This window comes from Sporosarcina sp. G11-34, assembly GCF_026931025.1.
In genome coordinates this window covers 84,294-106,701 of the sequence record NZ_JAHNZW010000011.1, presented here as the reverse complement: position 1 = coordinate 106,701, position 22,408 = coordinate 84,294, and the positions used below count along the sequence as shown (strand labels likewise).

The 22,408-nt window shown below is 40.7% G+C and carries 20 protein-coding genes; 5 read left to right on the top strand and 15 right to left on the bottom strand.

What is annotated here, in order from left to right; genetic code table 11:
* Together KSU66_RS15860 and KSU66_RS15855 are read left to right on the top strand one after the other, a co-directional pair.
* Positions 1-115, top strand: a 115-nt coding sequence (locus KSU66_RS15860; RefSeq protein WP_269050945.1) for an IS3 family transposase, incomplete at its 5' end; no start/stop codon positions are given.
* A 666-nt stretch (positions 116-781) separates the two neighbouring features.
* Positions 782-1,705 carry a S66 peptidase family protein gene (locus KSU66_RS15855; protein ID WP_269052448.1) on the top strand — a complete coding sequence of 308 codons (924 nt, stop codon included), beginning with the start codon at positions 782-784 and terminating at the stop codon, positions 1,703-1,705.
* A 231-nt stretch (positions 1,706-1,936) separates the two neighbouring features.
* Here the strand turns inward: KSU66_RS15855 and KSU66_RS15850 are convergent, their stop codons facing one another.
* The 5 genes from KSU66_RS15850 to KSU66_RS15830 all read right to left on the bottom strand — a co-directional run bounded on the left by KSU66_RS15850 (position 1,937) and on the right by KSU66_RS15830 (position 6,976).
* A complete protein-coding gene (locus KSU66_RS15850; protein ID WP_269052447.1) occupies positions 1,937-2,638 on the bottom strand; it encodes a VCBS repeat-containing protein in 702 nt (233 codons plus the stop codon).
* Positions 2,639-2,717: 79 nt separating this feature from the next.
* Positions 2,718-3,536 carry an alpha/beta fold hydrolase gene (locus KSU66_RS15845; protein WP_269052446.1) on the bottom strand — a complete coding sequence of 273 codons (819 nt, stop codon included), beginning with the start codon at positions 3,534-3,536 and terminating at the stop codon, positions 2,718-2,720.
* A gap of 88 nt (positions 3,537-3,624) precedes the next feature.
* Positions 3,625-5,052: a serine hydrolase domain-containing protein gene (locus tag KSU66_RS15840; RefSeq protein WP_269052445.1), complete on the bottom strand. Its 1,428-nt coding sequence runs from the start codon at positions 5,050-5,052 to the stop codon at positions 3,625-3,627.
* Positions 5,053-5,717: 665 nt separating this feature from the next.
* The gene (locus tag KSU66_RS15835; RefSeq protein ID WP_269052444.1) at positions 5,718-6,344 is read right to left on the bottom strand and encodes an alpha/beta hydrolase; all 627 of its coding nucleotides are present in this window, start codon (positions 6,342-6,344) and stop codon (positions 5,718-5,720) included.
* A gap of 92 nt (positions 6,345-6,436) precedes the next feature.
* The gene (locus tag KSU66_RS15830; protein WP_269052443.1) at positions 6,437-6,976 is read right to left on the bottom strand and encodes a hypothetical protein; all 540 of its coding nucleotides are present in this window, start codon (positions 6,974-6,976) and stop codon (positions 6,437-6,439) included.
* Between the two features lie 62 nt (positions 6,977-7,038).
* Here KSU66_RS15830 and KSU66_RS15825 point away from each other — a divergent pair, with 62 nt between their 5' ends.
* Positions 7,039-7,212: a TetR family transcriptional regulator C-terminal domain-containing protein gene (locus KSU66_RS15825; RefSeq protein ID WP_269052442.1), complete on the top strand. Its 174-nt coding sequence runs from the start codon at positions 7,039-7,041 to the stop codon at positions 7,210-7,212.
* Positions 7,213-7,350: 138 nt separating this feature from the next.
* Here KSU66_RS15825 and KSU66_RS15820 read toward each other — a convergent pair whose 3' ends face one another.
* Positions 7,351-8,820: a protein adenylyltransferase SelO gene (locus KSU66_RS15820; RefSeq protein WP_269052441.1), complete on the bottom strand. Its 1,470-nt coding sequence runs from the start codon at positions 8,818-8,820 to the stop codon at positions 7,351-7,353.
* A 257-nt stretch (positions 8,821-9,077) separates the two neighbouring features.
* On the opposite strand from KSU66_RS15820, the gene KSU66_RS15815 reads away from it, so the two are divergent.
* The gene (locus tag KSU66_RS15815) at positions 9,078-9,326 is read left to right on the top strand and encodes a GrpB family protein (protein ID WP_269052440.1); all 249 of its coding nucleotides are present in this window, start codon (positions 9,078-9,080) and stop codon (positions 9,324-9,326) included.
* Between the two features lie 115 nt (positions 9,327-9,441).
* On the opposite strand, the gene KSU66_RS15810 is transcribed toward KSU66_RS15815, so the two are convergent.
* The 8 genes from KSU66_RS15810 to KSU66_RS15775 all read right to left on the bottom strand — a co-directional run bounded on the left by KSU66_RS15810 (position 9,442) and on the right by KSU66_RS15775 (position 17,636).
* Entirely contained in the window at positions 9,442-9,735 is a 294-nt protein-coding gene (locus KSU66_RS15810) for an RNA polymerase alpha subunit C-terminal domain-containing protein (protein ID WP_269052439.1), read from the bottom strand.
* A gap of 107 nt (positions 9,736-9,842) precedes the next feature.
* On the bottom strand, positions 9,843-10,157 hold the full coding sequence (locus KSU66_RS15805; protein ID WP_269052438.1) for a hypothetical protein: 315 nt from the start codon (positions 10,155-10,157) through the stop codon (positions 9,843-9,845).
* An 81-nt stretch (positions 10,158-10,238) separates the two neighbouring features.
* Entirely contained in the window at positions 10,239-10,442 is a 204-nt protein-coding gene (locus tag KSU66_RS15800; RefSeq protein WP_269052437.1) for a hypothetical protein, read from the bottom strand.
* A gap of 39 nt (positions 10,443-10,481) precedes the next feature.
* Entirely contained in the window at positions 10,482-11,939 is a 1,458-nt protein-coding gene (locus KSU66_RS15795; protein WP_269052436.1) for an NCS1 family transporter, read from the bottom strand.
* A gap of 57 nt (positions 11,940-11,996) precedes the next feature.
* The gene (preA, locus tag KSU66_RS15790) at positions 11,997-13,259 is read right to left on the bottom strand and encodes an NAD-dependent dihydropyrimidine dehydrogenase subunit PreA (RefSeq protein ID WP_269052435.1); all 1,263 of its coding nucleotides are present in this window, start codon (positions 13,257-13,259) and stop codon (positions 11,997-11,999) included.
* 12 nt (positions 13,260-13,271) lie between these two features.
* The gene (locus tag KSU66_RS15785; RefSeq protein ID WP_269052434.1) at positions 13,272-14,615 is read right to left on the bottom strand and encodes an NAD(P)-dependent oxidoreductase; all 1,344 of its coding nucleotides are present in this window, start codon (positions 14,613-14,615) and stop codon (positions 13,272-13,274) included.
* 28 nt (positions 14,616-14,643) lie between these two features.
* Positions 14,644-16,047 (bottom strand): dihydropyrimidinase, encoded by a 1,404-nt coding sequence (gene hydA / locus KSU66_RS15780; protein WP_269052433.1) that lies wholly within the window; start codon positions 16,045-16,047, stop codon positions 14,644-14,646.
* A 341-nt stretch (positions 16,048-16,388) separates the two neighbouring features.
* Positions 16,389-17,636 (bottom strand): Zn-dependent hydrolase, encoded by a 1,248-nt coding sequence (locus tag KSU66_RS15775; protein ID WP_269052432.1) that lies wholly within the window; start codon positions 17,634-17,636, stop codon positions 16,389-16,391.
* Between the two features lie 194 nt (positions 17,637-17,830).
* On the opposite strand from KSU66_RS15775, the gene KSU66_RS15770 reads away from it, so the two are divergent.
* Positions 17,831-19,000, top strand: coding sequence for a PucR family transcriptional regulator (locus KSU66_RS15770; protein ID WP_269052431.1), 1,170 nt, complete (start codon positions 17,831-17,833; stop codon positions 18,998-19,000).
* Between the two features lie 355 nt (positions 19,001-19,355).
* On the opposite strand, the gene KSU66_RS15765 is transcribed toward KSU66_RS15770, so the two are convergent.
* Complete coding sequence (locus KSU66_RS15765; RefSeq protein WP_269052430.1) at positions 19,356-21,962, bottom strand: cation-translocating P-type ATPase; 2,607 nt, start codon at positions 21,960-21,962, stop codon at positions 19,356-19,358.
* Positions 21,963-22,408 lie beyond the last annotated feature (446 nt).

Here is a 22,408-nt window from a genome sequence, read left to right as displayed (position 1 = left end):
AAAAAGTGATATCGAATTGTATATTCATTACTATAATAACAAACGAATCAAACAGAAATTGGCGGGCATGAGTCCGGTACAATACCGTCTTCACACCAGCCAACAAGCTGCTTAATATAAAACTCTAACTTTAAGGGGTCACATCATTGGCGGATCATGCTTTTTTTCGTTATCAAATAACGAATCTGTTCTGTTGATAAGCATATAATAAAAAAATCTGTAAAATGGCTTAACCTATATCGATACACGGATTCCATCCCAAGAAATCACTATGCTAATTACATCTTGTACACGAGGAACACTTTATGATCGGCTTATTTTCCGGAATGACTTCTCCCTTTTATATAGAAAAGACCCATATGTTTCTGCAGAGTCAATTTCTCTTTCTGGTGCGACCATTTCAAATTGAAGCTGTTTGTAAATCTCGTGATTGCCTGATGATAAGTTTAAGATTAATTGGATCAATTCTTCTTTATTTTTGCTATGTAAAGTGTTTTTTATAGTACTATACTTGATTGGATATCCAGCGTAACCGATAAGAAACAACAGACATATACTTACGAAGACTACTAGTATTTTCTTTTTCTCAACTTCCCCAATATTCTACCCTCACAATAAATAATAAATACTGATTATTCATTTCCTAGATAAAGTAACCCTTCAATTAGTGAAGGTATTATTACCCGTTAACGGGGGTATAAAAAAATTCTGTTAAATCTCTTTCTTTTTACAAGCACATTGAATAACAAGTTTATTTTTTCTTAGGAAGGGGCTTCAAAATATGGCTACGAGACCACCTCAATTGCAGTCGGGAGATACTGTCGGAATTGTTACGTTGGGAAGTCCATTAGAAGCAAGTAGAATAAACGAAGGGATTGCTACTTTAAGAGCTATGGGATTGAACGTAGTCTTAGGTAATTATGTTTATGCATCGAATGGATTCCTTGCGGCGACACCCAAGGAAATGGCATCTGATTTGATGAAGATGTTTTTAAATAAGGAAGTGAAATGGATATTACCTACTAGAGGAGGCGTTGGTGTAGCAGGCATTCTGCCGTTCCTTGACTTTTCAATCATATCCCGAAATCCTAAAATCATTTCGGGATATAGCGACATTACGGTATTACTTAATGTACTGTACGAATATGCAAATTTAATTACTTTTCAAAGCCTTCTTCTTCTTGATATTAATCCAAGAACGCCAGCGTATAATTTCAACCAATTCTTCTTCGCAACTTCAAATTTAACGGCACCATGGGAAATTAAAAATCCCCTTGGCATGTCACTTATAAGCAACGTTCCAGGAAATGTAACGGGTCCCATTGTGGGCGGTAATCTAACTTCTTTCATAGGTACTTTAGGAACGCCTTATGAAACGAATACAAAGGGGAAAATTATTTTACTCGAGGAAACACATGAACCTATCAATACCGTTTATCGATATTTAAGCCATCTTTCGTTAGCCGGAAAATTTGATGACTGCATTGGAATCATTATGGGAGAATGCACAAATTGTATTCCGGCATATGGAAAAACATATAATGACCTTATAAACGAGTTTCTCGTTCCTTTTGGGAAACCGCTTATATCCAACCTGGCTACTGCGCATGGATTATATAAAGCGACGATACCTATCGGGGCAACCATTAATATGAACGCTTACAATCGGACATTAACAGTGATGGAACCAACTGTAAGTCCGTAAGTGCATGCCGTAATCCATAAGGCTTTCGGTAACGAAAAGAGAAACAAGTCAAGCTGTTGATAAATGGTTAGCCGACCAAACAAGGGGTAATTTGTTTTACATTACATTCGTGTAATCGGTGTGAAAGAATAATTAATGGAAAGAAAGCCCTACTTTATCCAAAAAAGCAAGCTATTTACGTGCATGACTGATTTCAATTATTTCTAATCCATCAATTCCATTAATAAGATATCATTCGTAAAGTACGGCTAAATTTGTACCAGGTATAGATGCAGACAACCGATTTGAAACTAATTGGGTGTCTTTCCATGTCAATAGGTTTTCAACATATCCTAATGTACCTGCATTTGTTGGTCCAATAATACGTTGTAGCGCTAATAAATCAAAATGGTAGCTTTCGTTAGTTGTAATGATTGGATATAGCGCCCCTAAGGCATGAACCTCGCCCTGTAATGGATTTTTAAGATTTCCATTATCATCGTAATACTGCGATAAATAATCGGGTCCTTTGCTGCTAATGTCTATTGTAAACAACACGTTAAGCCGGGGACTTCCAACTTGAACTTTATAGAAATCCTCATAATTTACTTGGAATGTGTATGCTTTATTGTACTTATCAACATTAAACAGTTCATGTAAACTATTATTTCTGAAGGAATAGATAGTAAAGATGCCATATCCTCCACTCCCGCCTGTATCAATACTCACCATAATATCAAGTATCGTATCATTGTTAAAATCGCCAAGGAACAACCGCGCATTATAGCCTTCATTGTTTTTGAGATGAACGGTTGTACTTTCATAAGTCGGGCCATCTTGAATAACAAGAGTAATATTGTCAGCAAAGATACTTGGTGGTCCATCGACTTGACCATATAAATAGACGGTGTCTAAAACATCATCTCCGGTTACATCCCCCGTCTTCAATTCCAACAATGCACTTTTACTGTTAAAATCAAACCCTCCTGTTCAAATTCAATGGTAGTTCTTTGTAATATATTCCTATATCCATTCACATTTCAAATTGTTCGATAAGTTTATTAAATTTCTCATTATGTTCCCAAAACATCAAGTGTCCACCCAGCACTTCCACTTTGGACTGAGGAGAAACCTTATGAGTAAATGCAGTCGCAATTTCGGCCCAGTGTTCTGCCACAATGGTTAGTGTCGGGACCGATTCACTTGCTAATTTTGCTTCCGTACGATAATCCGAAAACATCCCCGCTGAAAACAGATTTGCAGCGATATAAAACGGTGTATTCAATGACTGGTCGACAATCCAGTTTAACTCTTCTTCCTCTAACTCGCGTTGGACCATTACATTCTTCGCATACCCTTCGATAAACGTACGTTGTCCATCCGAGTTTTGCAAATACGTCGTATAAGCCGCTGCGATATCGTCAAGCGAACCTTCCACCCAATCTTGTGCTGCGTTCGTTGATAGTGGTTTCGGTGAAAGATCTACAAAAACGGATGATTTTATGTTTGCTACGCCGTGCTGACGAATGTATTCCCAAATTGTTAAACAACCAAATGACCAACCGACAAGCGTCACATCTTCCAATTCGAGCGTTTCCAACACTTTTGCCAAATCAGCCCCATGTGTAACGTAATCATTTCCGTGTTGAGTCATTGTTGATCGACCGTGACTTCTCGGGTCGATTACAATGACACGCCTTGTTTTCGAGAAATATGCAATTTGTTCGGAAAAAACTTCGGTCGTAAACGTCCAACCCGGAATGAAAACAATTGGGTCCCCGCTTCCAACGTCTTGAACAAATAATTTTACGCCTGCTTCAACTTCAATATACTTTCCGCCTTCGTTTGTCATCATCTCACTCCCTCAATTTTAATTTCGTTAAACAGCAAGCTTTCTAAAGATAGAATAGCTAATGTTGTATCGTGCAAAAATATCTGACTTATTTATAAAGATCCCAGCCTATAATTAAGCCCGAAAGCAGCAAAGCCATTACACAAGAAAGGATATAGCTTATTTTTTTCCTTCTCGTATACGCTGCTTTTTTCCACTGCACGAAAATCATAATTACACAAACTCCGGCAAATAATATATATGCATAAAAAATCCAAAAATGAATCATAAGCGAGGCATAAGATCCATACGAATATGCTCTAAAAGCCAGAATTACGAAATTAACTAATGCTGCGCCACCCGACAAGGTTAATAATGTATTCCATTTTTTCACTGAAGTATGTGCAACTGCTTTTTTTCGATTTCTGATAGCACCAATAATCATTAGGATTATGGAAGCAATGAAATAGAAAACAGAAATAACTGCAGTAAGTAGACTAATCATAATGAACAGTTTCTTATTTGCGGATACTGGTAGCATATCAGTAGTCATCATGGACACTTTCTTCACCTCACCGGCACTCATTGTAAAATGGAGTAATAAGTTATATTCATTTGTGGATTGATACACATTAGGAGCAATCTGTTTAAAAGTCATATCAAACATTGAAAAAGTATGACTATCTTCTGCTTTTAAATGGCCCGTCATTAGCACGCCCATGAGCTTGGTAAACCCTACATAAGCCTGTCTTGCCTGCATGTAACTTCCTTCAAATTTATCGGAATCTGGCAGGATTTCTGCTCCTTTTTCCGCTTCATATTCGCCATATACCAATACTGGTAGGCCATAACACAGCCCTGATTCAGCGATTTGATTTGTTAAGACAATAACTCCCAGTTTCTCTTCTTTTGAAAAGGTAAAGTTACTTGAAAAACTATCTGTATTCCCTCCATGTTCTAGCACGTCTACAGCATACATACCTTCCCAAAATCCATGTGCATTTCGAGGTAATCCATTGTCATAAAAATCACTAGTCGTTAACATTTCACTTAACGTCTGATTGCTACGAAACAAGGAGCTGTTTTTCCCATCGGCTGGCATCAACGCCATTATAAATTTTGCCGCATCTGTTGCTGTTCCAATCGCACTACCGGCGGGATACAAACCAATGAAGATTCGTTCGCTTTTCGAGCGACTAAATTCACCATTTTCATTCACTAAATACCCATGAATTGATTCTCTTTTTTCTGCCACATCTTTATTATCTTTTTGTGACGGATGGATTGCTGTGTCCTTCATGTCGAGGACAGTAAATATATGTTCATTCACATAGTCATAAAACGGCTGACCAGTGACCCTTTCCACAATATAGCCTGCCAGTGCAACACCATAGTTGGAATAGGCAACAACTTCTCCCGGCTCGTTCACCTGACTAGGTTCGGAAATATGCAGCATTTCCTCCAGCGGTTTTACATCATCAGATGAAAGATAGAATAAATCGGTATACTTATCCTCCCATCCAGCATCGTGGTGCATAAGGTTTATTATATGATTAATAGAGTACTAGTTATTCGGATATTTTAATTAGTTCTCCACAATTAACGGAAAATATAAGGTGCCTATCCAGTAATTTATGGTGCGGTTCACCGTTCCATTCCTAACTAAACTTCTACTAATAAGTAAAAACATTAACTTTATCGCTAGGAATTTACATAGAAGTCAAAGCACAAAAGTAAAAGTCGTGGACCCATTCTCTTCGCTAGTGACGGATATTTCTCCTCCCAAACTATCTATGATTGTTTTCGCAATTGATAGCTAAACCATAACTGCCACTTTCCATTGTTCTAGAAAGATCTACTCTGTAAAACCTGTCAAATATATTCGGTAAATTTTTCCGTTAACAAAAAATGATGATATCATAAATGCCGGAAAGCCCAGAGTCCAGACCATTATTCTCCAGATCAACGCTACAATTATTATTTTTCAGGACTTGAGTGACAGATTTTGCTGCATAAGTTGTACCAATGCCATTACTTTTGTAGTCTTCCCACAAAAGTAAACGTAAAAAAATCCCCTACCGTAAAATAAGTACTGATGACTAATCAGTTTCTTATCCTACTTAAAGGAGATTTCTTATAAAAAGTGTAGACCAAAACTTAGTCTTTCAATATTATAGATCTCTGAAATAACCAGATACTGAATTATTGCCGTAAAAACGCGATTAAATCTTGACGATTTTCCGGCGTTACGCCGTGTCCGTCATTGTATGTTTTAAAAATTACATTCGCACCTTGCGCTTCGAAATACTCCTTACTTTCTTCCCCCCATTTTGGCGGAATAATATAATCATACACACCATGTGAGATAAAAATATTCAAATGTTCGACTGATTGTTTCTTATACTCCGTCTTCACAAAATTAGGCACATACCCACTTAATGCGACAACTCCTTGAATCACATTGCCCATCGTAAGCGCCAAAGACTTTGCAAGTACAGCACCTTGACTGAAGCCAAGCACATAAATTTGTTCTGTATCCAATTCAAATTCAACAATCGCCTCGCGAATAAAAGATTGAATATAAATGAGTACTTCATCGAAAACTACGCGAATCGGCTTACCTTCCTCTTCATTCGTAAAGAAAGCGTAGCCCGGTTTAAATTCAATTGGACCCCGCAAGCTGAAAATATGATGGCTCTTTTCGAAATCTTGAACAAGCTGCGGCAAATCTCCCTCATGACTACCCATTCCGTGTAATAGAAAAATAGCTGGTTGCTTTTTATTCGCCGCTTTAGGCGCCGTATGTATAAATGTAAATGGTGATTTCACTAGAAACTCTCCCCTTCCAATCATATACATCTATTTTATCGTAATCGATGCCCAGAAAGCAAAGGCCCTGTCCATTAATGACAATACACTTATTAGCCCTTCGCCTGTCTTGGCCAAATAAAATAAGTAATGGAAATCGCAATATCGATACCAAGAACAAGCGTCCAAATTTTCAACGTCCCAAACAACGCTTCCGTTCTTGACGGGTCGTCGATGTAGTAAATCATTGAGGCAAGAAAAGCAGCGCCAATGACATAAGCAAGTATATGCTGCAAAGAGCCCTTCATCGAATGGCGAGCATGCGCGAACCCGGTTTTACGAACGGGCTTCGTTCCCTTTCTTTGGATGTAATAAAGGAACTTTTCGTCCGCCCAACGGATCATACTTTTCCCAAAAGCGATGGATACACCAAGGTAGATAGCCGCAATAGCGTGTATTTGCGTTGCGGTTGCACCATTATAGAGGTCTGTAGCCGTGACGATTAGTAACACTAAGTCGATGACAGGTGTAAGTGCAAAAAAGAAGAATCCAAGTCGTTCTCGTTTGAAAATATACCTAGTCATAAGTCCAAGTAGAATGACAACCCAAAAACCAATTTCACACGCAATAATTATCCAGGCTATGAAATTCATAAGAAGCCCCCTTTTAATACAATTGTATTGTTAAGCAAATCATAACATAACACCTTTATTTTTTGGCGACGAATCAATTGTTGAAGGAAAAACTCGATCACGACATTGAAATAGAGAGATTGTACGCTTTAATTGACGGAATTGCAATGCACGCAATGCCTGATCCAAAACGGTTGGATAAAGAGCGTGTTATTCATGTCATCCATTACCATATCAATTCCATCTGTGTTGAATGACCCCCCGACAGCTGAATAGATAATCTAGAATCTGTACACTTATTATACAAGAAAACAGCGAGTCTTACCCCCGTATATAGGGTTAAGACTCGCTTACTTTAAACTATTAGGGTATTCTTTTCACTCAAGCTGCCAACTTCATGTTCCACAAAAAGTTTGGTAAAGGCCCCCAGATTCAGGCAGTATTGCATAATCAACCTGCTCCAAAGTGTGGGCATAAGGATTCAATAGGACCTTCAAAAGCTGTTCCATCACGCCATAATCGCCTTCAACCGCGGCTTCTAGTGCAGCTTCCACACGATGATTTCGGGGAATGACTGCTGGATTGTTATCCCGCATTAATTGGTGGGAAGCTTCTTTGGACTCCTGCTGCCTACCTAGTCTTGCCTGCCACAACTCATGCCACTGAGAAAATTCTGAGGTTCCAAAAAGAGCAGACTCCTCTAACTTATCAAAAGCAAATGCACGGAATGTATTTGTGTAGTCCGCGTGAACCTTCTTCATCATAATAAGCAGGTCTTTAATAAGCGTTTCATCTTCTTTCTCTTCATTAAATAAACCTAGTTTTACTCGCATGCCAGAAAGCCAATTCGACTGATATTGTTCAGGAAAATCCAATAGCGCATCTTGTGCCAATCTCATCGCCTCCGACTCCTTCGCATGTAAAATTGGAAGGAGCGTTTCAGCAAATCGAGCGAGATTCCACCCCGTAATAGACGGCTGATTGCCATAGGCATAGCGACTTTGAACGTCAATCGAACTGAAAACCGTTGCCGGGTCATAGACATCCATGAACGCACAAGGACCATAATCAATCGTCTCACCACTAATTGTCATATTGTCGGTGTTCATCACCCCATGGATAAAACCGACAAGTTGCCATTTAGAAACTAACAGGGCTTGACGCTTGATTACTTCTTGAAGTAGTGAAAGATATCGATTGTCGTCCGCCTCAATTTCTGAAAAATGGCGCTTTATTGCGTAATCGGCCAACTCCTGAAGTTCCTCGGTTGTACCCCATTTTGCAGCATATTCAAAAGTACCAAAACGTAGATGACTACTACCTATTCGAGTCAATATCGCACCAGGTAGCAACGTTTCACGCATAATCGGCTCTCCTGTCGTCACCACAGCTAAACTACGTGTCGTAGGAATACCAAGTGCGTGCATCGCTTCACTAATAATATATTCACGCAACATCGGACCAAGCGCCGCTCGGCCATCCCCCCCGCGGGAATAGGGCGTTCGGCCAGATCCTTTGAGCTGAATATCAAACCGTTCACCTGCAGGCGTGATTTGTTCGCCAATGAGCATTGCCCGGCCGTCCCCTAACATCGCAAAATGCCCAAACTGATGCCCTGCATAAGCTTGTGCAAGTGGTAAGGCACCTTCAGGAACTTCGTTACCAGCAAATACCAGAGTGCCATCCCCACTTTTTAATGCGTCGGTATTTAAACCAAGCCCTGTTGCTAAAGAATCATTGAATATGATTAATTTCGGTTCACTTACAGGATTTGGATCCACTTTAGTGAAAAAGGTTTCCGGTAGACGAGCATAACTGTTGTCAAAGTTCCATCCGGCCTCTACTGCTTCACTTCTCTTCATCATTCGTTCGCCTCTTTCTTCTTTTCGCATTCATTTATATGAAATCAATTAGATATTCTTATTCTTAAGATAATCCCTCTTAGTATCGGCTTCTAATAATTCATTATACCCTTTCTATACATGGATGAATGGTCTAGGGCTTTCCTATTCGAAGTGCACTGGTGTTCATAAATCGTGATTAACTTTATTTCTTAACGAACCTGGCATCCACATTCATAACTTAGCATAGGCTGGAGTTTCTTGTTGTGTCTAAGGAATGTATGGATGCTGCATTAGCCATCATAAAAAATCCAAGTACAATCCACATTTTCCGCGTAGAAATTGAAAGGCACTTAGCATTTAGAGATTATCTTCGGGAACACCCTGAAGTCTGCAGCCAGTATGGGCAATTAAAGAGCAAACTTGCAAATCAATATCCACATGATATTGATGGATATGGCGACGGAAAGAAGGATTTTGTCAAAAGTGTTGAAAAAGACGCCATTAAATGGCACTGGACTATCCGATAACAGTAATTTGAACTCAATCAATTACGCCCCGTGACTTTAACTTAATGGATGCTAAACACCAAAATAACGTTCGCTAAACTGGATTCTTCTCTTCGGGAAATGATAACTCCCCCTTTTAAGGTTTAAATGATAATCCACTTCCCCTTAAAGAAGCTCTGAGTTTCGGTAATGAAGCCGGCCCTATGCCGTGAAATTGTAAAATCTCTTTTTCAGTGAACGTTGATAGTTGTTGCAACGTTGTGATGCGATGATGCTCCAAAGCTCTTCTTGCAGGTGCTGAAAGCGTTGAAAGAAATCCCTCGTCCGGCTTACGTTCTTGCTCACATGTCGGACAGACTGGACAATCACTACTTTTATAGTATTCGTGTCCGTTGCTACACACCCGTAAACTTCTTTTTGAAGTTGTCATTGTTAAATCTCCCCTTTCTTAAAATCCATCTCCCCTTATTATAGAATACTTCCGTTGGACTTTTTTAATGAAAAAGCGCGAGGTTCTCATTCGCTCGTAAACCACGCTTATTTCCTTACTTTTGAAATCATCAGCCCATCACCGATTGGAATGAGAGGCGACCCTAATTGAGCATAATTGGCCACCATTTCATTGAACTTCTTCATCACTTCCGTATAGCATTTTGATTTAACCGCCTGATTCACTATACTGCCAAATCCTCTGGCTAGGCAAATTCCGCTATAGCCTCCAAGCGCACCGATTTCAAGCACATTTTTAGCCCCTGAAATAGCTATCTGCATCGTTAGCAGTTTTCCAGAAGAAGGTGAGACCGATATCGCAGGCATTCCGTTTTCTTCAATGGACGAAATAACTTCCTCCAAAAGAGCATCTTGATTCGTAAATACAGCACAGTGAAAAATCTATTCTAGTACATACTAGAATAGATTTTTCACCACTTCATATTAAATTGACATACCTTCTTGCAACAGCGTTTGTTCTTGGAGCTTTGCTGCAAAATATTTACGCGCTTCGGCGGTCAAAATCTGCAAACAAGCTTCTTCTTTCTGCCGTTCAAACTCGACAAACATCCCGCTTAAATTTTCATACACACAATGGACTTTAAAACCCCTATCTAAACAGTCATCTACTTGTTTCATTTCTTCCATGCTTAGTATATGATCCGACATACACACACCCCGCTTTTCTTATTTAGCACCTTCTGCTTCAATTTCTTGCACGACGATATCGTCCCAATCGTGACCAACTGTAATACCTAAATACTTGGCGTCACTAGGATCGTCTAGTTCGGCTTGCGGGTACTTTTTGAACCACCAATATTTCGCCAAGACATAGTACACAAGTGCCCCCACGAAAAAGCCCACTAATGCAGAATACGTTGGGAACATATTTGCTAAGGCACCACCGATTACCCAAGCGATTAACCCCGCTAAATTAAAGCCATTCATATACTTATATTGCCCGCCTAACTCATACAGATCTTTTACGTTCACTCGACGTTTACGGATTAAATAATAATCGGCGAATAATATCCCCACAATTGCTGTTAAAATACCGCCAATGATTAATAGCGCATTGACTAAGACGCCAAATAGGCTCCACGGCTGTGCTAAAATCCCAATAACCCCCGCGATTATTACAGCTGCCCCGAACGGCACTTTTGGTCCACCAATGTTTGAGAATATCGTTGCCGCGGGAATAACGTTTGCGGACGTGTTTGTTGACCATTGCGCTAACACAATCATTAGCAATAAAATTCCCAACACAATTCCACTAGCACTTTGCTGCAAGGCATTTATCGGATCAGCGGATGCGACTGCCATATAAGCGACTGCACCAATCGTTACGATAAATGTATTCGTAATTGGCATGACGATTAAAGAGCCAACTAACTGCGTTTTATTGCGTTTGAACCAATTGCGTTCATTTTTAGGCGCTTTAAAGAAACGTGATAGTGTTGGCATATCAGCTGCTAACGTTGCCCAGAACCCCATGTTGGCCATCATCACAACCATGAATGCTGTAAAAGCTGCCATCCCTGTCGTCGGTGATTCCATCCAAGTCCACACATCTTTCCCTGAAGCCGTTGCTTGATCGGCAAGCGTAATGTACATCCAGCACGATATTAAAATGATAACTGGCGCAGCAAAATCCGCAAAGCGCTCAATGGATTTAATGCCTAGCGATGTGTTAAATAACTGTAATGCCGCAAAAACAAGGAAGCATAAAAACCAATTATTAAAGTCGAATAATAAATTTAAAATCCCATTGATGGCCATTGCACCAAAATAGGTGTTAAGCCCGAACCAACAAGCAGCTGTCACCCCACGAACAAGGGATGGTATATGCGTGCCAATTGTGCCAAATGGGGCTCGCATATAAACCGGGAATGACAAGCCGTGTTCAATACCAATATCACCGATTAATGTCATCAATATGCCGATTAAAACGGAACCTATCAAAGTCGCTAAAATTACCATCGGCAATGACAAACTAATAATACCTGATCCTCCAATTGCAAAGGCGGCTAAAACGATGGCCATTCCTATCCAAATCACTGCAAAACCAAATGTCCCGACACTTCTTTTTTGATGTGTAACTGGAAGTAAATCCGGTGATTTTAAATAATCTCCACCACTTTCCATACATGTCTCTCCCTTATATTAGATTTCCAGTTAACGAACAAACAATTGACCTCTTTTTTATCGGGCAAAATTACTAATAAGTGATTGACGTTCGTTCCAAGTCATTGGCGCAATAGTGGACTTTCTTTCGACCATCGAAATCGCACCGTCTACTGGGCACACAATCGCACATAAATTACAGCCTACACAATCTTGTTCACGCACCTTTAGCATCGGACGACCACTCTCTGTGTACAGGTCAATACATTGATGTGCCGTATCTTCACACGCAATATGGCATTTATTGCAATTAATACAAATATCATTATTAATTTCGGCAACAATATTATAGTTTAAATCCAAGTCACCCCAGTTAGAATAACGTTGAACCGATTTACCGACTATATCCATCGCCGATGCTATGCCTTTTTCATCTAGATAATTATTAAGGCCATCAATCATATCTTCGACAATACTAAATCCGTGGTGCATCGCTGCTGTACAAACTTGTACGCCTGTTGCACCCATCAGCATAAATTCCGCAGCATCCTGCCAATTTGAAATTCCACCAATGCCTGAAATTGGTACATTGACGAAAGGATTTCGCGCACATTCTGCGACCATATTTAGTGCAATCGGCTTGACAGCAGGCCCAGAATATCCGCCATGTGCCCCCTTCCCACCAACATGCGGCACCGTATTCCATGAATCTAAATCGACACCCGCTAAGCTGTTAATCGTATTAATCATACTAACGGCATCTGCCCCGCCACGCACTGCCGCTTCTGCCGTCATCGTAATATCCGTAATGTTTGGCGTTAGCTTGACGATAACAGGTGTACGTGCAACTTCCTTCACCCAGTGCGTTTGCTTTTCAACCAATTCAGGGACTTGACCAGAGGCGGCCCCCATTCCTCGTTCTGCCATCCCATGTGGACAACCAAAATTAAGCTCAAGACCATCAACCCCCACAGCTTCTACTTTTTTGACAATCTCATGCCACTTTTCCTGCTGTGGCTCTACCATTAATGAAGCAATAATGGCATGATTAGGAAACCTTTTTTTCGTTTCAAGAATTTCCTGTAAATTAACCTCTAACGGACGATCCGTAATGAGCTCAATATTATTAAAGCCCGCTACTCTCTGTCCGTTAAAGCCGACAGCCGCAAAGCGCGATGAAACATTTAAAATTGGTTCGCCCAATGTTTTCCAAACTGCGCCGCCCCAGCCCGCTTCAAATGCACGTTGCACTTGATAGCCCGAATTAGTCGGTGGTGCCGATGCTAACCAAAATGGATTCGGTGATTTAATCCCCGCTAAGTCAATTTTTAAGTCTGCCATGCTACATCCCCCCTATGCGATCTCGCTCGGTTTTCTTAAACGCTCATGAATGATGTAAGCAGCATCTTTACCTTGCTGTGCAGCTGTTACCACCATTGCTTCCCCTTGGCCATTGCCGAACACGACATCTCCACAAGCAAACACTTTGTCATTCGATGTTTGCATAGTCGTTTCGTCAATGTCTACTACTCCGTTCGTATGCTGTAATCCAAACGCTTCAATAAGCGAGACAAAGCGTGTTTGTCCAATTGCTTTAATGACTGCGTCCACCTCGATAATAAACTCAGATCCCTTGATTACTTCAGGTCGTTGCCTACCGTCTGCTCCCGCGTCTCCAAGCTTCATCTTGACACATTCAAGTCCCACTACTTTCCCTGCCTCATCACCAATAATTTGTTTCGGCGCTGTCAGCCACTTGAATCCAACGCCATCCTGTTTGGCAAATTCGTATTCATATTGGTAGGCAGTCATCTGTTTTTCCGTTCTTCTATAAAGAATGTCTACTTGCTCCGCACCTAGCCGCACAGCACAGGTTGCACCATCGATGGCTGTGTTACCGGCACCGATGACCGCAACACGTTTACCGATTAAGTCTTCTGTCAGTGCACCCATTTTCGTGTGCTTTACAAACTCAATGGCATCATGAACGCCAGCTAATTCCTCACCTTTAATGCCAAGATTAGGCACGGCCCCCATACCAACCGCTATTATAACGCTGTTATATTGCTCTAAAATTTCCTCGGCAGAAATATCTACGCCTACTCTTGTGTTTGTTTTAATGTCCACACCAAGCTTTACAATCTGTGCCACTTCCCAATCTACTACATCATTCGGTAATCGGAATGACACGATGCCGTAGTTGCCCAAGCCACCTGCCTTTGCTTCTGCTTCAAAAATTGTGACACTATAGCCGAATCGACTAAGCTCACGTGCTGCCGATAAACCAGCTGGACCAGCGCCAACAATCGCTACCTTGTGTCCATTTGCTTCACCTTTTTTAAATAGCTCGACGTCTGATTCCATCGCCCAATCTGTTGCATAACGTTGCAATTGTCCTATTTTAATAGGCTTTGTCGATGAATTTAACACACATGCCCCTTCACATAAAACCTCAGTCGGACATACTCGCGCACAGCTTGCACCAATCGGATTGGCCTCCATAATCGTCGTGGCCGAACCCTTCATATTACTGGAAGCAATTTTTTTGATGAAATTCGGAACTTGAATACTCGTTGGACACGCTGTAATGCAAGGTGCGTCATAGCAGTACAGGCAGCGATTAGCTTCTTCTATTGCTTCATTTTTTGTCATTCTGCTAGTCATTTCCACAAAATTACGTTCGAGTTGCGAACTCATTGAAACATTCCCCCTCATGGATTGATGTTTACACGGTGATCGTTTGTGCAGTCGTCGGCTGCGGTGCACGCTTGATATATTGGCCACTGCCTAATACTCCTACAAATTGTTTGTTTTTAATGACGTATTCACCACGCACAAGTACACTGATAGGCTCTCCTGTCACTACCCAGCCCTCATAAGGGTTGTAATCGACATTCATATGGTGGGTGTTCGCTGAAATTTCACGCTTCACCGTAGGATCAAAAATTACGATATCCGCATCAGAACCAATAGCAATCGTTCCTTTTTGTGGATATAAGCCAAAAATTTTTGCGGCATTTGTCGAAATCATATCGACGAAGTCATAGATGGAAATTCTCCCTTTCGCCACACCTTCAGAAAATAAAATGCTGAAACGATCTTCGATAAACGGTCCACCATTTGGAATTTTAGAAAAGTCATTTAACCCTAATTGCTTTTTCCCATTAAAGCTAAATGAACATTGGTCCGAGCCAATTGTTTGCAGTTGCTTGGCTTTTAACGCATTCCACAAATGCTCTTGATGATATTTCGGGCGAAGTGGCGGTGACCAAACATACTTCGCCCCCTCGAAGCCTGACTGTGCTAACGCTGACTGATCGAGCGTTAAATAAGGTGGACATGTTTCTCCATACACGTCATAGCCCTTTTCACGCGCTGCGATAATTTCATCTAGTGCCTCTTTACACGTAACATGCACAACATAAAGCTTGGCTCCTGCAATATGCGCTAGTTCAATGGCCCGTTTCGTCGCCTCACCTTCTAATTCTGCGGGACGCGTCAGTGCGTGATAAATTGGCGCCGTCTGACCAGCTTGCTTCGCCTCCTCTACTAATTCGTCGATAACTGAGCCATTTTCACAGTGCACCATTACAACAGCGCCTATATCTTTTGCGATTTTAAAGGCTTTAAACAGCGTACGGTCTGTCGCCTGGAATTCTTTCGCGTATGCCATGAACACCTTGATAGACGTAATCCCTTCCTGCTCTAGTAACAACGGTAACTCGGCCTCTGTTTCGGGCGTTAAATCACCAATCATTAAATGGAAACCGTAGTCAATGGCTGATTTGCCCTTTGCTTTTACATGCCATTTTTCCACAGCCGTCGCAAGTTTTTCTTCACCCGCAGATAGGCAAAAATCTAAAATGGTCGTCGTCCCACCGAAGGCAGCCGCAATTGTACCCGACTTCCAATCATCGTCTGTCACCGTGTTGTTGAACGGCATGTCCAAATGCGTATGCGGATCAATTCCCCCAGGCATCACGTATTTACCCGTTGCATCTACAATTTCCGCTCCGTCAGCGGATAAATTTTTGCCGATTTGCACGATTTTTCCGTTCTCTATTAAAATATCTGCCTCATACATATCTGAAGCTGTCGCAATGAGTCCACCTGTAATCACTTTTTTCACACTACCCTCACCCTTCGATTAATGAATGTAAAGCTTATCAACATCTGTTAATATGATGGCTCATCACCATGACGGGGGTTAATTTCCGTTCCGGCTGGGCGCTTTCCGGAGGGCGTCCGATGAGCCAGCTTCGGGCCAACGAGGAAAGATTGAACTACATCTTTCCCTGTTGGTCACAAAGGCGTTGTCACAGGAGGTGACGCTTTTAGCCTTTGTTCCTCCCACGCTCGCCCCAAGGTCTCATCTAGGATGCTAATCCCCAGGAGTCGCCCAAACGTCATCTCTAACTTTTAGTGATGAACCAATGTGCTAGCGAATTATAGTATTTTAGCCTGCACTCATCATGAGTTTAGTGTGTATTTTTCGCCCATGCTGAACTTCGTTTGTAGTGTCAACACGGTTTCCAGTAACACGTCTGCCCCCTTTGCACAGTCTTCAAATGTCGTTTCTTCCTCCTCGCAATGACTTTTCCCCTTGATACTTGGAACAAAAATCATTGCCGAGGGGATGATGCTCGCGATATACTGTGCATCGTGCCCCGCCCCGCTGAACATTCGATGGAAGGAATAACCAAAGTCATGACATGATTTTTCCACTTCATCGCAAATAGCTGCATCAAAAAATACCGTCTCCCGCCCCCATAGCTTGACCGGGCGAATGTGGCAACCGTTTTCCTCTGAAGCTAAGCCTGTCAATAGCTTCTCCACTTTGCGCATCACCTCTGGATTTTGATGACGCGAATCCATGGTAAACACTACTTCGTTCGGAATAACTGTATGAATATTAGGTGCCACGTGCATACGCCCAAATGTGAACACAAGCTCTTCGTCGATTTTGCCCAACTGCTCATGCAAAGATGAAATTATACGAGACGCCACAATCATCGGATCTTTACGCATCGACATCGGCGTTGTGCCAGCGTGATTTGATTCACCTGTCACGGTAATTTCATAACACACCATGCCTAAAACGCCTTCGACCACACCAATCTCACGTTGCTTTGCTGCTAATACCGGTCCTTGTTCAATATGCAGCTCAATATAAGCAAGGGCTTCTGTTAAACGATTTCCTTGCTCGCCCTCATAGCCACTCGCCTGTAATGCTTCTTGAAAAGTAATACCATTTTTATCGAAAGACTGTAGCATTTTTTCTTTACTGAATTTCGAAGCAATGACACCGGAACTCATCATCGCCGGATCGAAGCGCGCACCTTCTTCATTCGTAAAATTCACAAGCATTAATGGGATCTCGAGCTCAATGTCGTTTTCCTTTAACGTTCGTATCGCCTCTATTGCTGTTAAAATACCTAAGACACCATCAAACCTGCCACCTCTTTCAACCGAATCTAAATGTGATCCCATTACGATTGGTGGGCAATCTTTTTTTCCTGGTAGAGTCGCATAAATATTTGCCATATCATCTACTTGAATGTCCATGCCTAACTCTTTGCATATTTCACAAAAATAGTCTCTCGCTAATACATCCTCTTTTGACAGGGACAAACGGGTTACGCCCCCATTGGCAGTTGCACCAAATTGACTAAATTGTTTAATTAACCCCTGCAATCGACTATTATTACATTTATACATATGCAAGTCCTCTCCTTCATAGTTATTAAAAAATTACCACATGTGAGTATTCTGAATTAATAGTTATTATAAATTCTTGTTTATGAAAATTATAAAATAGAAAGTATTTGAAAGATATGGATATAAAACCAAAAAAGCATGTGCAAGTGCACAATATTTATGGTACGTTATTTGTATAATAAGGGGGTGCTGTTATGGGGACTATTGGCAAAATCGTAGAGGGGGCTCTATTCCCAATGCTGACATTAGTAGCTGGACAAGGCGGTATGTATCGAAGAGTTACAGGTATTAATGTATTAGAAAGCATTGATTTAACCATGTTTTGCCGACCAAATGAATTAGTTGTGACAACTGGCATTAACTTTCCACACCAAAATACATCCTTAGAACAACTCGTTAAACTGGCTTACACTAAAAAAATAGCTGGTTTTATCGTGAATACGGGACCTTACATTCCTGACATTCCTAAATCGGTCATCTCGTTTGCCAATGAGCATGAATTGCCCATTTTTCAAATGCCTTGGGACCGCCGTGTAGCCGATCTTTTAAAAACGACATTTCAATTTATCACCACTCACGAGCAAGAACAATCTACCGAAGACCAAGTCCTTTACAACTTACTGTTTCACTACAAACAGCACGCCGATTCCACAAGGCAAAATTTAACGCAATTTGGATTTCCACAAGGCGCAGAATTGGCCATCATCACTTGTACAACAACAGATGCACGTAGCAGCATTGATCGTTACGAGGTCCTCATTCAGTTCGCATTCCAAAATAGATATAAACGCTTTTTAAGACTCAAGCACAAAAACCACCTCATCTTTCTTATCAACCGAACACAAATTACTACATCCAATAGCCCTTTCTCAAAAACAGTTGAAGACATCTACGACAAAATCACCCAGAAAAACGGCAGCTTAAAAGTCATCATCGGCAAAGGAAACTTTTATGAAGACTACGAAAACATCCATAAAAGCTATGAGGAATCACTCACTGTCATTCAATTAGCACAGCTGCACAACAACCGCTTCTTATACAAATATAAAGAAATTGGTGCCTATAAAATTATTATGGGTGTGCAAAATCGGACATTAATTGAATCCTTTAGTCAGGATATACTTGGACAGCTTTATCGATATGATGATTTGCACAACACCGATTACGTGTCATTTTTACGTATTTTCCTTGAAGAAAACGGCAGTACGAGTAAAATTAGTAAACGTCTATTCATTCATCGCAACACTGTCCTATATAAACTCAAAAAAGTAGAACTGCTATTAGATATGGACGCCAGCAATCCTTTTACAAAAACCAATTTGTATATGGCCTTTTTAATAGAAGATGTGTTGACACATCAATAATTATGCGTCATAGAAGGAAGTTATGAATGGGTTGAAACTTTGGTTGATCTAACTGTTGCTTAATAGTTCAACGCTTCAGATTCATTCGCTCTAAAAAAGAAATGGCTCTTGCTTGGTGCTTATAGTTTTAATGAATTTCAGATTGAATTAGCCACGAAACACTCTTCAATTATCAAGGGCGTTAATCCAACAAGGATTGACGCCCTTTTAGTGGAACATGGCATTGTACAGAATAAGGGCCGAGTAAATGGAAGCACAAGTTCAAAGATAGTTTGTGAAATTAGGATTGGCAGACAAAGCAATCCAATGTGAAGCTACATGATCCAGCAAATTCACAATATCTCCCCCACTAGCATCATTTACGTCTCACAAACAACACCTTATACCACTGATTCACTAAAAACGGTATAACGGATAAGCAATAAATAAAACCTAATTGTCTTCCACTTAATGTTGCGACTTTAAACATACTCGTCAGCGATGGATGAAATAATACGACATTTAAACAGAAAAAACCAATCAAAAATGCGAGCCACGTATACATATTCGAAAACAGACCGATTGTAAAGATCGATTCTTTAGATCTCGAGTTGAAGCCATGTACTAATCTGGACAAACATAAGGTTGCAAATGCCATTGTGCTAGCTGTTAGCGTATCTCCCGTTGATAAGCCGATTCGAAAAGCAATAATCGTTGAGATCGCGATTAATGCTCCTTCAAGCACCACTTGGGTCGTAACTGATTTATTTAATAATGGCGTGTGAATATCCCTCGGCTTGTCCTTCATCGTTTTTTGATTATGCGGCTCTAAACCAATTGCAATGGCCGGCAAACTGTCGGTCAGTAAGTTAATAAATAATAGATGCACGGGTGCAAATGGAACTGGTAAACCAAGTACGGTTGCATATAACACAACGAATATCGCACCTGCATTGCCTGATAATAAGAAGAGAATGGCGTTTTTAATATTCGTATAGATGCTTCTTCCATTCGAAATCGCTTTGACAATCGTTGAAAAATTATCATCCGTTAAGATCATAGATGATGCATCTTTCGCTACCTCGGTGCCGGTCATCCCCATCGCCACACCAATATCCGCTTGTTTCAAGGCAGGGCCATCATTCACACCATCCCCCGTCATTGCAACAACATGTCCTTTTTCCTGCCACGCTCTAACAATCCGTATTTTATGCTCAGGTGTTACACGGGCGTAGACAGAGAAATCTTGAACCCTTTCTTGTAGTTGCTGATCCGTTAATCTTTCAATTTCAGCTCCTTCAATCACTTCGGATGAATCTTTTAATATGCCAATTTGTTTGGCAATCGCAGTGGCTGTTAGTTTATGGTCACCTGTAATCATCACCGGTTTAATGCCCGCTTTTATACAGCTTTCAACCGCTGCTTTGGACTCTTTTCTTGGAGGGTCCATCATCGCCAGTAATCCGACAAAGATTAACTCGCTTTCTCCCCAGGCACCGACTGTGTGATGTGCCCGTATCCCTTTGTAAGCAAGCGCTAATACTCTTAATCCATTCATCGAAAAATCACGATTCACGTCTTCAATTTTTTTACGATGTGCTTCCGTAATCGCATGTATGCCTGTAGACGTTTCAATTTTCACAAGCTTAGGTAATAGAACATCTACTGCTCCCTTAGTAATCAAAACTGTTTGCTGATCGACCTGATGCACTGTAGTCATAAGCTTTCTGTTTGAATCAAAAGGAATTTCCGCTACTCTTGGATAATGGTTCCTTACGATTAATTCGTCAAAATTGTACTGCTTCCCTAATTTTACGAGTGCAATTTCAGTAGGGTCACCAATTTCGTTTCGATCCCTTTCCACGGCGTTATTGCATAATAGTCCCTTTATAATAAGATTTTTCTCGATTGCATGTTTTACCTGTAGTTCATCATGTGGAATGACCTTTTGATCAACATATACTTGCTGCACGGTCATTTTATTTTCGGTTAATGTACCCGTTTTATCTGAACAAATAACAGAAACACTGCCCAAACTTTCGACAGCATAAAGCTTTCGAATCACAGCATTTTCCTTCACCATTTTTTGTGTCCCAAAAGCAAGCACGATGGTAACAATCGAACTTAACGCTTCTGGAATAGCTGCAACTGCAAGCGAAACGGCAAACATGAACGATTCAACTAACTCACGTCCCCTAAACAAATCAATCGTAAAAATAGCTACACAAATCATCGTAATCCCCAAAGCTAATTTCTCTCCAAAATGATCTAAACTTACTTGAAGAGGTGTTTTCTTCTCTTTTGCGGTATCTAGTAAATTGGCGATTTTTCCGATTTCTGTTTCCATGCCAATCGCTGTAACAACGACAGTCCCACGTCCATTGGTCACAAAGCTTCCAGTGAATACCATATTCTTTTTATCCCCAATAGAAACGTGATCTTCTTCGATGGGCACGATACTTTTTGCTACAGTCAATGATTCACCTGTCAGTGAACTTTCATTAACATGCAAATTATAGCTTTCTACTAGTCTGCCATCAGCACTAATATAGTCACCAGCCTCCAAATAGAGAAGATCTCCAACAACTAGCTCTTCTGAAGGAATTTCTACTAGTTCATTATTTCGCATTACTTTTGCAACTGGCGAAGTCAACGTCTTCAGACTATCCAAAGACTGTTCCGCCTTCACATGTTGCACGGTACCAAGAATGGCGTTTAACAGAACGACAAACAGTATCACAATCGTACTCTCTACCTCACCTAATAGAAATGAAATGAAAGCAGCTATTAGTAAAATAATGACTAATAAATCTTTAAACTGCCCAAGGAAAACGGCGAATGTACTTGTCCTTTTTCCTTCCGTCAATTCATTAGTACCGTATACTTCTTGTCTCTTTTGGACGTCATAATCACTTAATCCTTGGTCGGTAACGTCCAGCTTCTCCATAACTTCAACGGATAATTGCTGATGATATTCTGACATTCGATTCCCCTTCCAACCAATGTGAAATTAGTAGACAATCATGCTATCGAATAGAACCCTTTTGGTTTGTCCTTTCTTATACAGATAGTGAATCTATTTCCGTCAATCAACCTTTTACTTTCCCATAACAATCCTATTCCTTATTCGATCCCAGTATGCTAATGGGAAGAGAAATTAAATGACTTGCGCTAGATAATTCATAGTTCAATTTATCCTAATGAAACAGTTAACACGTGAAAAAACCTCGCCAACATTCAAGTTGTACACATTAGGGATTGTTTTTCGAGTTTTATTTTGAAGAATAATAAAAACCACGTATTTTGCAAAATCTTGAGCAAAATACGTGGTTTCTTATGTTAATGATGAATAATCGGAATGGCTGCTTCGCTGACTGGCACCAGCTCTTTTATAATCTATTCAAGTTACCGTTAAAAGTTTCCTGCGTC